General features: G+C 68.1%; 13 protein-coding genes. 7 read left to right on the plus strand and 6 right to left on the minus strand.

Annotated elements, in window-relative coordinates:
- Nucleotides 1–172 precede the first annotated feature (172 nt).
- A complete protein-coding gene (locus WDC87_RS09810; protein ID WP_111007893.1) occupies nt 173–964 on the minus strand; it encodes a dienelactone hydrolase family protein in 792 nt (263 codons plus the stop codon).
- 133 nt (nt 965–1,097) lie between these two features.
- Between WDC87_RS09810 and WDC87_RS09815 the strand changes: the two genes are divergently transcribed.
- Nucleotides 1,098–1,694 (plus strand): SMI1/KNR4 family protein, encoded by a 597-nt coding sequence (locus tag WDC87_RS09815; protein ID WP_111007892.1) that lies wholly within the window; start codon nt 1,098–1,100, stop codon nt 1,692–1,694.
- Between the two features lie 60 nt (nt 1,695–1,754).
- Here the strand turns inward: WDC87_RS09815 and WDC87_RS09820 are convergent, their stop codons facing one another.
- From WDC87_RS09820 to WDC87_RS09835, 4 genes are all read right to left on the minus strand, one after another.
- A complete protein-coding gene (locus tag WDC87_RS09820) occupies nt 1,755–2,288 on the minus strand; it encodes a hypothetical protein (protein WP_111007891.1) in 534 nt (177 codons plus the stop codon).
- Nucleotides 2,289–2,383: 95 nt separating this feature from the next.
- The gene (gene murD, locus WDC87_RS09825) at nt 2,384–3,793 is read right to left on the minus strand and encodes a UDP-N-acetylmuramoyl-L-alanine--D-glutamate ligase (protein ID WP_065185851.1); all 1,410 of its coding nucleotides are present in this window, start codon (nt 3,791–3,793) and stop codon (nt 2,384–2,386) included.
- Nucleotides 3,774–5,126, minus strand: a complete 1,353-nt coding sequence (gene murL / locus WDC87_RS09830) for a UDP-N-acetyl-alpha-D-muramoyl-L-alanyl-L-glutamate epimerase (protein WP_061479208.1) — start codon at nt 5,124–5,126, stop codon at nt 3,774–3,776. Before murL ends, murD begins: the two co-directional genes overlap by 20 nt.
- A 76-nt stretch (nt 5,127–5,202) precedes the next feature.
- Nucleotides 5,203–7,797: a bifunctional aspartate kinase/diaminopimelate decarboxylase gene (locus WDC87_RS09835; RefSeq protein WP_072168632.1), complete on the minus strand. Its 2,595-nt coding sequence runs from the start codon at nt 7,795–7,797 to the stop codon at nt 5,203–5,205.
- A 75-nt stretch (nt 7,798–7,872) separates the two neighbouring features.
- Between WDC87_RS09835 and WDC87_RS09840 the strand changes: the two genes are divergently transcribed.
- Complete coding sequence (locus tag WDC87_RS09840) at nt 7,873–8,748, plus strand: PhzF family phenazine biosynthesis protein (RefSeq protein ID WP_252745230.1); 876 nt, start codon at nt 7,873–7,875, stop codon at nt 8,746–8,748.
- A gap of 113 nt (nt 8,749–8,861) precedes the next feature.
- Entirely contained in the window at nt 8,862–9,740 is an 879-nt protein-coding gene (locus WDC87_RS09845) for a PhzF family phenazine biosynthesis protein (protein WP_088496730.1), read from the plus strand.
- A 99-nt stretch (nt 9,741–9,839) separates the two neighbouring features.
- Here the strand turns inward: WDC87_RS09845 and WDC87_RS09850 are convergent, their stop codons facing one another.
- Nucleotides 9,840–10,271, minus strand: a complete 432-nt coding sequence (locus tag WDC87_RS09850) for an OsmC family protein (protein ID WP_072168629.1) — start codon at nt 10,269–10,271, stop codon at nt 9,840–9,842.
- Between the two features lie 372 nt (nt 10,272–10,643).
- Here WDC87_RS09850 and WDC87_RS09855 point away from each other — a divergent pair, with 372 nt between their 5' ends.
- From WDC87_RS09855 to WDC87_RS09870, 4 genes are all read left to right on the plus strand, one after another.
- Nucleotides 10,644–11,042, plus strand: a complete 399-nt coding sequence (locus WDC87_RS09855; RefSeq protein WP_072168628.1) for an HU family DNA-binding protein — start codon at nt 10,644–10,646, stop codon at nt 11,040–11,042.
- Nucleotides 11,043–11,335: 293 nt separating this feature from the next.
- On the plus strand, nt 11,336–11,644 hold the full coding sequence (locus tag WDC87_RS09860; protein WP_252745229.1) for a DUF3861 family protein: 309 nt from the start codon (nt 11,336–11,338) through the stop codon (nt 11,642–11,644).
- 56 nt (nt 11,645–11,700) lie between these two features.
- The gene (locus WDC87_RS09865; protein WP_252745228.1) at nt 11,701–12,240 is read left to right on the plus strand and encodes a hypothetical protein; all 540 of its coding nucleotides are present in this window, start codon (nt 11,701–11,703) and stop codon (nt 12,238–12,240) included.
- Between the two features lie 81 nt (nt 12,241–12,321).
- Entirely contained in the window at nt 12,322–12,918 is a 597-nt protein-coding gene (locus WDC87_RS09870; RefSeq protein WP_005415603.1) for a DUF1439 domain-containing protein, read from the plus strand.
- The last annotated feature ends 229 nt before the right edge of the window (nt 12,919–13,147 follow it).

The following is a 13,147-nucleotide window of genomic DNA, read 5'->3' on the forward strand; positions in this document are numbered from 1 at the left end:
CCACCGCCCCCCACCCCCCCCCCCGAGGGTGGGGGGGGGGGGCCGGCGGTGCCGCCCAAGCAAACCGCTCCCTTTCCCCCCATGTGTGGGCCCCCCCCGGGGCCCCCCACCCCCCGGGGGGGGCGGGCCCCCCGCCACCCCCCCCCCCCCCCCCCCACTACCACTGCACGGCTCAACGCTTCTCGAAGCGTTCCTCGAAGAATTCATCCAGCGCCTTCCACGCGCGCTTGGCCGCCCGCTCGTTGTACTGGCAGCCCGGTGGGCTGTTGGCGTCGCGCTCGGCGAAGCAGTGCACGGCACCGCTGTAGTTGGTGAACTCCCAATCGACCTTGGCCGCATCCATTTCCTTCTGGAAAGCGGCGATGTCCTCGGCGGTCACGCTCCTGTCATCGGCCCCGTTGAGCACCAGCACGGACGGATGGGCGCCACCGGCCTGCGCCGGCAGCGGCGAACCCAACCCACCGTGCAGGCTGACCACAGCGGCCAGCGGCGCACCGGCGCGGGCCAGCTCCAGCACCGTGGTGCCACCGAAACAGAAACCGACCGCACCGATCCGGCTGGCATCCAGCGGTACCTTGCCGGCCTGCGCCTTGAGCACGTTCACCGCTTCCAGTGCACGCGCACGCAGCAGCGGCCGGTCGTTGCGCAGCTTGCTGGCCACCGGTCCCGCCTCCGCATCGCTCTTCGGCCGCACGTCCTTGCCGTAGACATCAGCCACCAGCACCACGTAGTCATCACCGGCCAGCTGCTTGGCCTTCTCGATGGCCGACTCGTTCACGCCCTTCCAGTTCGGCACCATCACCAGGCCGGGGCGCTTGTCATGCTCGCCATCGTCATAGACCAGCACACCACTGAAGGTCGTGCCCTGGTGCTTCCACTCCACCGGCTGCGTCTTCATCGCCGCCCACGCCGGCATCGCCGCCAGCCCCAGCATCATCGCCACACCGCATCGCCAACGATTCATGCGCCTGCTCCGCAAGAAAAAGGGGACGGAGGGGATTAAGCCGTTTTCGCCCCTCCCGCGTCGCATTCTGCATTGGCGGCGTGACGCAGGTGTGGTTGGATACGACTTAATCCCCTCTGTCCCCTTTTTTCGCATGAATCCTGTTGATCGCTTTCTGTCTGGCCTGATCCCGCGTTTGCCTGCCGAGGATGCCCCGCAGTGGGCACATGTCCAGGGCGCCAGCGCCGAGGACCTGCAGCGCCTGCGTGTGCAGTGGCCGCAGGTGCCGGACAGCCTTGTGGAACTCCTATCGCGCGTGGATGGCACCCACTACCGGGAGTACCCCGGCGGCAAGGTCTGCGTACTGATGCTGGGCTCGGACGTGGAGGACGGTGGCTACCCGTACTACCTGCGATCAGTCGCGCAGATCTTCGAGGACCAGCAGCAGTGGGACGACAGCATCCGTTCCATCTACGAAGAGTGGCTGGATGACGAGCCGGAGATCCTGGGTAAAGGCATCGACGGTGATCTGCCGATGAGCAGGCGCCTGTGCTTCTCGCACTGCATGAACAACGGCGGCACCTCGATGCTGTACCTGGATTTCGATCCGGCACCGGGTGGCACCGTCGGCCAGGTGGTGCGCTACCTGCACGATCCGGACAGCTATGCAGTCATTGCGCCGAGCTTCGATGCGTACCTGCAGCAGCTGATCGATGGCGATTACGCGTTCATCGACCAGGACGAGGATTGAAACCCAGCCGAGCATGGGCTCGGCTCTACAGTAGATTCACGCCATGCGTGGATGGCGATCTCACCCGCGTTCGATCCAGTGCAACGTGCCGGGCGCGAACGCCAACAGATCCGCTGCGGCCAGCTGATCCCGCGACCAGCGCCGTTCCGGCGGCTTCGGCTGCCGGGCACCCACCGGACCGTCGTAGTCGCGCACCAGCAGGCCGATGCGCGCGGCCCCAGCCTGCAACAGCGCATCGATACGCTGCAACCACTGGCCGGCATCGTCCAGGGCTTCATCGCGGCGTGCCTGCTGATCCTGTTCATGCCGCGCCAACTGCGCCGCCAACGCGCGCGCGATCTTCGCTTCGCTCCAGCCCTTCCTGCGCCAGCGTTCGGCATCGCCGTTCCACGCACGAACCGCCTGCGCCGAGGCCAGCGACGTGCCGCAATCGCAGTGCACGGCACTCAACCACGGCTGCCAACCGGGCCCGACCGCTGACTGCAGGCTGGGCGAATCCTGCGCAAACAGGCGCCGGCCACTGCGCTGCATGATCGCGGCGGCTTCAATGTGCGATAAGGATGCGGGCAGGAACAGGGTAATGAAGGTGCACACGCGGCTATCCGGGTCCGTCCGGGGATGCGCCCATGGTAACTCGCCGGGGTCAGAGCCCTTTCCTGAGGAAAGGGATCCGACCCCGATCCGGCGGATCAGGCGATGCCCAACCCCGGAATCGCGCTGATGCTGTCCGGATCGAACCCAGCCAGTTCGGCGAAATGGCGTCCGCGCGCCACGTAATCGCGGTAGGCCCCGAAGCTCGGCGCACCCGGCGACAGCAGCACCACCCCGCCCTGTGCGCCCAGCGCCGTGCGCGCCAACGCCATCGCCTCGGCGAGATCGCCCGCAGCGTGCAGGCCAAAGCGGCCGGCATCGGCCAGCGGCTGCAGCATCGCGTGGATGCGCGGGCCGTTGCTGCCCATGGTCACGATCTCCACCGGCGGCACATCGTGCGCCATGTGCTGCATGAAGTCGGTCCAATCCAGGCCACGGTCGTGCCCGCCCACCAGCAGCGCGATGCGCTGCCCAGCAAAGCACTCCAGCGCGGCCAGGCTGGCATGCGGCGTGGTGCTGATCGAATCATTGACGTAGGTCAGGCCATCGGCCACGCCGATGCGCTGCAGGCGGTTCGGCAGCGGGCGGAAATCCTGCACTGACGGTGCCAGCGCCACGGCATCCAGGCCCAGCGCTTCCAGTGCAGCCAGCACCGCGCACAGATTGCCGCGGTTGTGGCGTCCCGGCAGCGGCGTGTTGCGGGTATCGAACACCGCCTGTTCGCCGCGATGCACGATGTCGCCCCGCATATGCCAGCCCTGCGGCTGGTTGAACCAGACCACCTCACTATCGGGCAGCGACAGTGCCGCCAGGTGCGGATCGGCCGCATTGAGCACGGCAATGCGCGGCGCGGCTTCCGTCACCAGCCGCAGCTTGTCTTCGATGTAACGCCGTTCGCTGCCGTGCCAGTCCAGGTGTTCCGGGAACAGGTTCAGCACCACTGCCACCTGCGGGTGGGCGCCACTGCGCGCCACTTCACCGGTCTGGTAGCTGGACAGCTCGACGGCCCAGTACTCGGGCGCCGGCTGCGGGTCCAGCACCTCCAGCAGCGGCAGGCCGATGTTGCCGACCAGTCCGGTGCGGTGGCCGGCCGCGCGCAACAGGTGCGCGACCAGCGCGGTGGTGGTGCTCTTGCCCTTGGTGCCGGTCACGCACACGGTGTCGTGCACGATGCCATCGTCAGCCGCATGCTCGGCGAACCACAGCGCGGTGCCGCCGATGAAGGTGGTGCCCTGCGCTGCCGCCGCCAGCGCGATCGGCTGATAGGGACTGATCCCGGGCGATTTGATCACCACGTCGAACGCGGCCAGCGCTTCAGCAGAAGGCTCGCCACGCACGTCCAGCGCGCCCTGTGTTTCCACGCGCGCGGCCCCGACTTCGGCCGCCGGGCAGAACAGGCTCAGCGGCAGCGTGGGCAGGCGCTCACGCAGCACCGCAAACGCGGCGCGGCCCTCGCGGCCCCAGCCCCACAGCGCGACGCGCTTTCCTTCAAGCTTCGAAATCTTCACGCACCCGTTCCCACAGCGCAGCCGGAACGCGGTGCTCGCCCTGCAGTTGCAGCAGCGGTGCCAGTTCCAGTTCGGCGGCATCCAGCTGCGGCTGGATCTCGTTGCAGAAGCGCTTCACCAGCACGTCTTCCTTCCACTCCGGGCGCTGCGCCAGCGTCGCCATCGCCGCACGCGATTCGCGGCCTTCACCCACGCACTCGAACGGCTTGTGGTCCTGGAATTCCAGCAGCGCATCGAAGCCACCGGCCTGCTCGGCATCGTCCAGCAGGTTGCGGCCGAAGATGCGCACCAGGCGCGTCTTGGGCATGAACGGGGCCAGCGCCAGGAACACGAAATGGCACTTCGGGCAGACGCCACACCAGCGGTTCACCGGGCGCTCGCCGAGGATGTGGAAATTGCGGTTGCAGCTGGAGAAGTGCGCGTCGTAGAAATCAGTCTTGGCGAACTGGCGGGCCACCGCCAGCTCGGACATCGGTCGCAGCAGCGAGTAGTACTGCAGATCCGCCGCCACGTACTTCCGCACATGGCTGCCGAACGCCTGCTCGCAGGCCCAGCCCTTGGACCACTGGTGATTCACTTCGCCGGTGCCCGGAATCTGGCTGCCGTAGCTGGCCGAACGCTCGTTGGAGAACACCACCTGGTCCACGCCGTGCAGCAGGGCGGCCAGCACCATGATTGCCGAGTTCACCACCGTCACCGGGATATGGCCGTTCCAGGCGCCCTGGCGGTTCAACTCGAACAGTTCCGGTGCCAGCGTGCGGCCCAGGTTCAATGTCGGCAGGCCGGTGCGCTCGGCGCACGCACGGATCAGCTGCGAGCCACCGATCCAGGTCACCGTCTCGTCCACGCCGGCACGGCGCAGCGCTTCGATGCTGACCAGCGAATCCTTGCCGCCGCCGATGGCCACCAGCGCGTGCGGCCGCAGGCCCAGCGCCGGCGCCTGCACGGCCTCGCCCTGCACCGGCAACCGGAAGCGGCCGCGCAGGTTCAGGCCGTTGCGGTAGGCGAATTCGCCCAGGCCGTTGAGGTAAATGGTCTCCACCAGTGCGGCGGTATCGGCATCGATGCTGTAACTGTCGATGCTGACCGTATCCGGTACGCCGGCCTTGTAGTAGCTGACGCCGGCGATCAGGTGCAGCAGCTGCAGCGCACGCTGCACGGCGGCGGCGCGCGCCTCGTCCAGCACGAACGGGGCGCCGGGCACGGTGATGGTTTCCACCATCTCCGGGCCGTCGTCGAAGGCGTAGACCAGCCGGGCCACGCCGGTATCCGCTGCGAAGTCGCAGCGGACGAAGCGGAAGCGGGAAACCTGGTGTTTGTCGAAAGCAGTCATGGTGTATCCGGTCAGGCACGGGCCCGCGCGAAGGCGCGGGGCGTGTCGGTGGGCGGGTGCAGGGCGCGCGCGGTGGTCATTCGATCACGTCTTCGCGCGGCAGCTTCCGCTGGTTGTAGGTGTTGGCCATCACATAGCCGTAGGCACCGGCATCGGCGATCAGCATCACGTCGTCCGGCGCAGTGGACACCGGCAGCTTGCGGCGCTTGCCGAACACATCGCTGGATTCACAGATCGGCCCGACCACATCGAACGCCGCTTCGGCATACCCCCCCTGCCGGCTGAGGTTCTCGATGTCATGCCAGGCGTCGTACAGCGCCGGGCGCATCAGTGCGTTCATGCCGGCGTCCAGGCCGACACGGCGCACGCCGTCCTTTTCCACCACCTGGGTGGCATGGGTCAGCAGCACGCCCGATTCGGCCACCAGGTAGCGGCCCGGCTCGATCGCCAGGCGGAATGCCGGGTGCAGTGCCTTTACCTCGGCCAGGCCCTCGGCCCAGGCGTCCAGGTCGAAGGGTTCGTCTTCGTCGCTGTACGGAATCGGCAGGCCGCCACCGATATCGATGGTCTGCACGCTGCCGATCCGGCGGGCGAAACCGGCCAGCTCATCGCACATCAGGCGCCAATGCTGCGCGGTTTCCACGCCGCTGCCCAGGTGCGCATGCAGGCCCACCACGCGGCTGCCCAGTTCGGTGGCCGCGCGCACGAACTCGTCGACGCGGGCGATCGGCAGGCCGAACTTGGACTCCTTGCCACCGGTACGGACCTTGGCGTGGTGGCCCTCACCCCGGCCCAGATCGACGCGCAGCCACAGCTCGCGGTTACGGAACAGGTCCGGCCAGCGCTGCAGCGCTTCCACGTTGTCGACGGTCACGGTCACGCCCAGCGCAAACGCCGCCTCGTACTCGCTGCGCGGGCAGAAGCTGGGGGTGAACAGCACGCGCTTGGGCGACAGTTCCGGCAGGTGCTGGAACACATGCTTCAGCTCGCCGTGCGACACGCACTCCAGGCCGAAGCCTTCGGCTTCCAGCAGCTGCAGGATGGCCGGGTGGCTGTTGGCCTTGATCGCGTAGTAGCGCTGGTCGATCGGCTTGATCGCGGCCAGTGCACGGGCGCGGGCGCGCACCGTCGGCAGGTGGTAGACGTAGCGCGGCGTACCGGCATCGGCCAGCTGCAGCAGGTGCGCACGCTGGCCGCGCCACCACGGCGTGCCGCGCGGGCGCACGGTGCCGGCAATCTCGCGCCAGCGCGGGCCGAACACTTCGGTCTCCTCCACCGGCATCGCGCCGCTGTCGATCAGCTCTGCGTGCAGGATCGGCAGCAGGCCATCGGCATCGGCCTCGTCGATGACGAAGGTCAGGTTCAGGTCGTTGGACGACTGCGAGATCATGTGCACGCGCTCACGGCCGAAGGTCGCCCACACGTCCGACAGCTTGTGCAGCAGCGACCGCATGCCACGGCCCACCAGGGTGATCGCCGCGCACGGCACGATCACCTTCACCTTGCAGATCTGCGACAGGTCGGCCGACAGCGCGGCCAGCACATCGGTGTTGACCAGGTTCTCGGACGGGTCCAGCGACACGGTGACGTTGGTCTCGGCCGAACCGATCAGGTCCACCGACAGGCCGTGCTTCTTGAACAGGTTGAACACATCGGCCAGGAAGCCGACCTGCTGCCACATGCCGATGCCTTCCATCGACACCAGCACGATGCCATTGCGGCGGCTGATCGCCTTCACCCCCGGCACCGGTGCGGCGCTGCCATCGATGCTGGTGCCCGGCAGTTCCGGGCGCTCGGTATCGAGGATGGCCATCGGCACGCCGGCATCGCGGCACGGCTTGATCGAGCGCGGGTGAAGCACCTTGGCGCCGGTGGTGGCGATTTCCTGCGCTTCGTAATAGTCCAGGCGGGTCAGCAGGCGCGCGTCCGGCACGTCCTTCGGATTGGCGCTGAACATGCCCGGCACATCGGTCCAGATCTCCACCCGGCTGGCGCCGAGCAGCGCACCGAAGTACGCCGCCGAGGTATCCGAGCCACCACGGCCGAGGATGGCGGTACCACCATCGGCATGCCGCGAAATGAAGCCCTGGGTGATCAGCAGGCGGGTCGGCTGCGCGCGGAAGCGCTGCATCCACTCCGCGTCGGCGCGCCACTGGCAGTTCACCGACAGCCGCTGCGACCAGTCGCTCTGGTTCGGCTGCGGCGGCATCGCGTCCAGCCACTGGCGGGCATCCATCCAGCCCATGTCCAGGCCCGAGGCGCGCAGATAGGCCGCGCCCAGGGTGGAGGACAGCAGCTCGCCCTGGCCCAGCACTTCGGCCTGCCAATCCAGCGGACGGGTGGCCGCCCGCGCATCGTCGAGCAGGCCCTGCAGTGCCGCCAGCCGTTCGGCCAGCACCTCGCGGCCCAGGCCGAGTTCGGCCAGGAAGCCCTCATGCCGCTCGACAAGCGCTGCCACGCGATCACCGCTGTCCGGCGCGCCGTCGGCAATCGCGGTCAGTTCGTTGGTGACCCCGGACAGCGCCGATACCACCACCAGCACGCGCGATCCGGTCTCTTCCGCGCGTTTTTTCGCCAGCTTCCCGATCGTGTCCCAGCGGTGACGACGCGACACCGAGGTGCCGCCGAACTTCAGTACGATCCAACGATCGACAAGGGGGGAAGCTGACATGGATTGGCTATGTAGAATGTGGGGAAGCCGCCCTCGGGGGCGGAACCTTCGATTCTAAGCGCAATATCCCCGTAGATGGCCGTCCTCCGTTACCTGCAGCTCGATGTCTTCGGCCCCCGCCCCGGAACCGGCAATCCACTGGGCGTCATCCTGGACGCCGACGCGCTCTCCAGCAGCCAGATGCAGGCCCTGGCTACCTGGCTGAACCTGTCCGAGACGGTGTTCTTCCTGCGCCCCACCGCGCCCGGCGCCGATTACCACATCCGCATCTTCACACCGACCCGTGAGCTGGCCTTCGCCGGCCACCCCAGCGTCGGTGCCGCCTGGGCGGCGGTGACCTGCGGCCTGGCCCAACCGCGCGACGGCGCCCTGCTGCAGCAATGCGCGGCAGGGTTGCTCCCAGTACGGGTGAGCGGCCCGGCCGAGGCACTGGAGATCCAGCTGGCCTGCCCGCCGACACGGCAACTGGACACGGAGGCAGGCGGAGCGCCCGCCGCGCTGTTGGCGCTCGCTGCCGACGGGCAGGCGCCCGAACTCTGGGACAACGGCGCACGCTGGTGGCTGCTGCCACTGCGCGATGCCGCCGCCGTTCGCGAGCTGGCACCGGACATGGCCGCGCTGGCCGACTGGAGCCTTGCCACCGATGCCACCGGCGTGGCGGTGTTCGCCGACGAAGCCGGCGCCGGCCATGCCCGCGTGGTGCGTGCGTTCTGCCCCGCCGATGCCCCCAGCGTGCCCGAGGACCCGGTCACTGGCAGCGCCAATGCGCTGATCGGCGCCTGGCTGCGGCAGTGCGATGCCCTGCCCGGCGGCGAAGGCCGCTACGTGGCCAGCCAGGGCCGCGAAGTGGGCCGCGATGGCCGCGTGCAGGTGCAGGTCGACGCGCAGGGCACGGTGTGGATCGGCGGCCAGGTGCAGCCGGTCATCGACGGCCAGATCCGTTGGCTGTAGAGCCGAGCCCACGCTCGGCTGCTTCTTCTCACACCCCGACACAGCCGAGCATGGGCTCGGCTCTACAACCGCGCGTTAAGCTGCGCGCCACCCGATCCTGGAGTTTCGCCCCGATGACCACCCGCCGTTTCCTGCAGCTGGATGTGTTTTCCCCGCGCGCCGGCGCTGGCAACCCGCTGGCCGTGGTACTCGATGCCGACGGCCTGGACGATGCCAGCATGCAGGCCATCGCGCGCTGGACGCGCCTGCCCGAGACCACCTTCGTGTTTCCGCCCCAGGCCGACGGTGCCAGCTACCGGCTGCGCATGTTCAGCCCGCAGAAGGAAGTGCCGTTCGCCGGTCACCCCAGCGTCGGCACGGCGCATGCGGTGCTGCAGGCAGGCCTGGCCACACCGGTCGACGGCGTGCTGGTGCAGGACGGCATTGCCGGTGCCCTGCCGCTGCGCGTCAGCGGTGAGGGCGCGCAGCAGCGCATCGCCATCCGCACACCGCGCGCGCAGTTGGCGGAGATCGCTGAAGCCACCGATCCGCGCCTGCTGGCAGCACTGAAGGACTGGCCACTGGGCTCGCTGCCGCCGGCGCGCATGCAGGGCGGACGCAGCTGGTGGGTGGTGCAGGTGGCCGATGAAGCCGCATTGCGCGCCCTGCATCCGGACTGGGACGCGGTGGCTGCGCTGGCCGAGTCCACCGACAGCATGGGCGTGTTCGCCTATGCCTTCAGCGATGGCAGTGAGGGATTCGATCTGGCCGTGCGCGCTTTCGTCGGCAATGGTCGGCGCTTCGAGGACGCCGCCTCCGGGGCCGCCAATGCAGTGCTGGCCGCGTGGCTGGACCTGCGCGACGCGCTGCCACGTGGCCGTGCACCGTTCGAAGTCAGCCAGGGCCGCGAAGTCGGCCACGATGCGCGTCTGACCCTGCGGGTCGATGAGGACGGCGAGGTCTGGTCCGGGGGACAGGTGCAGACCGTCATCACCGGCACCCTTGATTGGTAAAGGGGTACTGTAGAGCCGAGCCCACGCTCGGCTGCTCCTCGGCCAGATCACGGGACCTGCAGAAGCCGAGCATGGGCTCGGCTCTACAGATGCGCCGGCTCAGCCCAGCTCGGCTTCCAGGCTGATCGGCACCGCGCTCAGCGCCTTGGATACCGGGCAGTTCTGCTTGGCATCATCGGCAATGGCACGGAACTGCGTCGCATCGATGCCGGGCACCACCGCCCTGACCTTCAGGCGGATCTGCGACAACTGCGGACCGCCTTCCAGCGACAGGTCGACCTTGGCTTCGGTGTCCAGCGAGGTCGGGGTGAAGCCTGCTTCGCCGAGCTTGGCTGACAACGCCATGGTGAAACAACCCGCGTGCGCGGCGGCAATCAGCTCTTCCGGATTGGTGCCCTTTTCGTCGCCGAAGCGGCTGTTGAAACCGTAGCGGGTCTTGTCCAGCAGCCCACTCTGCGGCGTGCTCAACTGCCCCTTGCCCGTCTTCAGATCGCCTTCCCAGTGCGCGGTGGCGTGTCGCGAGATTCCCATTGTGCTGCTCCTGCGTGGCGGTGATGAACGGCTACCCTCGCACGCCACGCGTTAGCCCTGCGTCGCTCCGCCGCACGCCGGACGTCGCCCCCGAGTCCGGCGCGTGGACACTTCCTCGCCAGCCCGGAACGCATTTTCCTCTTGTTTTCAGTGGTTTCGCGCACCCCACCGATCGGCGGGCGCCGGCGATCGAACACGCTGGCGTGCCCCCATCCCCCACCGCCGACCATGTACTGAATCGGCCTGGATATGAAAAAACATGCACTTTCCGCGCTTCGGGCTATTGGCGGCGCCCAAGAGTTGCCCTACATTGCGCTTGCCGACGGGGTTCGGCGCCGACCAAACAACCAACCGTTCACGGAACAGGAAACCATGGCAAAGACCGCTAAGAAGGCTGCCCCGAAGAAGGCAGCGAAGAAAGTCGCGACGAAGGCAGCCGCCAAGCCGGCCGCTCCGAAGCCGATCAAGGAAGTGCTGACCAAGTCCGGCCTGGTTGCACACATCGCTGAAGCCTCCGGCGTCGTCGCCAAGGACGTCCGCGCTGTGCTGGCCTCGCTGGAAAGCGCCGTCGCCTCCTCGGTGCACAAGAAGGGCGCTGGCTCCTTCACCCTGCCGGGCCTGCTGAAGATCACCACCGTCAATGTGCCGGCCAAGCCGAAGCGCAAGGGCATCAACCCGTTCACCAAGGAAGAGCAGTGGTTCGCCGCCAAGCCGGCCACCACCAAGCTGAAGGTGCGTCCGCTGAAGAAGCTGAAGGACGCCGCGCTGTAAGCGCGCGCCCCAACGTGGATTCCGACGGGACGGCTCTGGCCGTCCCGTTTTTTTTGCGTGCCCGGCGGTAGATCCACGCCATGCGTGGATGCGTCGCGCTGTGGCAATCCGCAACACAGCGTTGCCGCCTCCCCGGGAATGCCCGTACAGGCCCGTCGCCACTGGCCGAGCGCGGCCTGGGCAGGTGCTGGAACGTACCGGGTGGAACACTGCGTGCAGCGCCGGCCGTCGCCTCAGGCCGTGGCCTTGCCTATGGTGGGCACATCCTTCACAGCTACGGCGAGCACACCCTCATGGCCAGCCCCTCCACCCGCTACCGGATCTCGGTGACCCCCATCGAAAAGGACGGGCTGCAGTGCACAGGGCGCTGCACCATCGAACTGGAGCATCGCGCCAGCCGCGACCTGATGCGCCTGCTGGAGGTGGCCCCGCGTACCGCCGGTATCAGCGGCGACGAGCGTGCGACCCTGGTGATCGCCACCCAGCTGCTGCGCGATATCGTGCAGCGCCATGCCGAGACCGGCGGCCACGCACTGGCGGCCATCGCCGGCCAGGTCCTGCCAGCGCTGGACGCTCTGGATCAGCTGCCCTCCTCCCGCTGATCCCGGCGCAATCGCTACACTGCCGCCCTCCAGGTTGCCTCGCGGAGGAGGCAGACATGCGCAGGAACCTGTTGCTGATCGCACCCTTGGTGCTGCTGGGCTGTTCACGCCCGGCAGCACAGACGACCGGCGACATCGCGGCAGCGTCCGCTCCCGTCGCTGCTACCGCAGCCATGGACACCCGCACCGGCCCCGATCCCGCAGCAGTGCAGGCAAGTGAAATGCCGGTGCTGTCCGCTGTCGCCGACGATGCCGAGCCGCCATCGACGATGCTCAACCGCTACGTAGCGGCGTTGCTCAACCGCGACCGCGCCGCCAGCGATGCTGCCTGGACGATCCCGCCCAGCGACCCGCGGCATGCGGACGACGCCGCGCTGCGGCAGCTGCAGGACCTGCGCACCCTGCGCCTGCACAGCGATCCCCCGGTCGCCCGCGACGATCGGCAGCCACCGCAGCTGCTTGAAGTGCCGGTGCAGATCCGCGCGGTCACCGCCAACGGTACGTTCCGCTTCGGTGGCTGGTACCGCGTGCAACCCAGCAGCGATGGCAGCGCCTGGCAGATCCAGTCGGCGCAACTGCGTCCGATGCTGGACTGAACCGTTACAGCCGCATGCACGCGCGATTCAGCCTGCACGGCTACTCTTTGATCCATCCATTCCCTGCCATCGGTCACCGCCATGCGCCTGCGTTCCCTGATGACCCGCCTCGCTGCCTCCACCGTACTGATCGCCGCTGCGATCGGCGCGCAGGCGGCTCCCTCCATTTCCGGCCGCGAACTGTCGGTGGGTGCCAGCGACGTCCAGCAGTACCTCGATGGCAGCTTCCCGCGCACCCAGGACGCCCTTGGCGGCCTGATCTCCCTGACCATGAGCCATCCTCAGCTGAGCCTTCCGGCCGGCGAGCGCTTGAACCTGGGCATGGACGTGGCACTGGCCACCGCCGGCGGCAACCCGGCCAAACTGGGTACGGTGAAGCTCAGCAGCGGCCTGCGCTACGACGCGCAGACCCAGGGCTTCCACCTGCAGCAGCCCAGCGTGGACGACTTCACCCCGGCCAACCAGGGCGGCCGCCTCGACTCACGCACCCGTGGCCTGCTCAATGCCTGGCTGAGCGACTACGCCCAGCGCGAACCGATCTACAAGCTGGACCCGGCCGTGGCCGGGGTGCTCGGCGCGCTTCAGGTACAGGCGGCACAGGTCAAAAACGGCAAGCTGGTGGTCACCTTCAACCAGAACCTGGGCAACCTGGTGCCGGCAGGCCTGCTGGGCAAATAAGGTAGTGGCGGCCGCGGGGCGGCCGCGCCCACTGCCTCTGGCGGGCCGCGGCCGGGACTACCCGGATATCGGCTCAACCGGCAACTGCCTTGACCACCCCCTCGCTGAAACAACGCAAGTAAAACCGCTTGGGGCTGGTGTTCACCTTGCCGGCTAACACCAACTCCGGGTCGCGCCACTTCGCAACCCCGTTGGGCACATAAATCTGAAAGCTCGGCCACGAAATAAA

Origin of the sequence: Stenotrophomonas maltophilia group sp. Smal12, assembly GCF_037079935.1 — a bacterium.
GTDB classification, from domain to species: Bacteria; Pseudomonadota; Gammaproteobacteria; order Xanthomonadales; family Xanthomonadaceae; genus Stenotrophomonas; species Stenotrophomonas sepilia.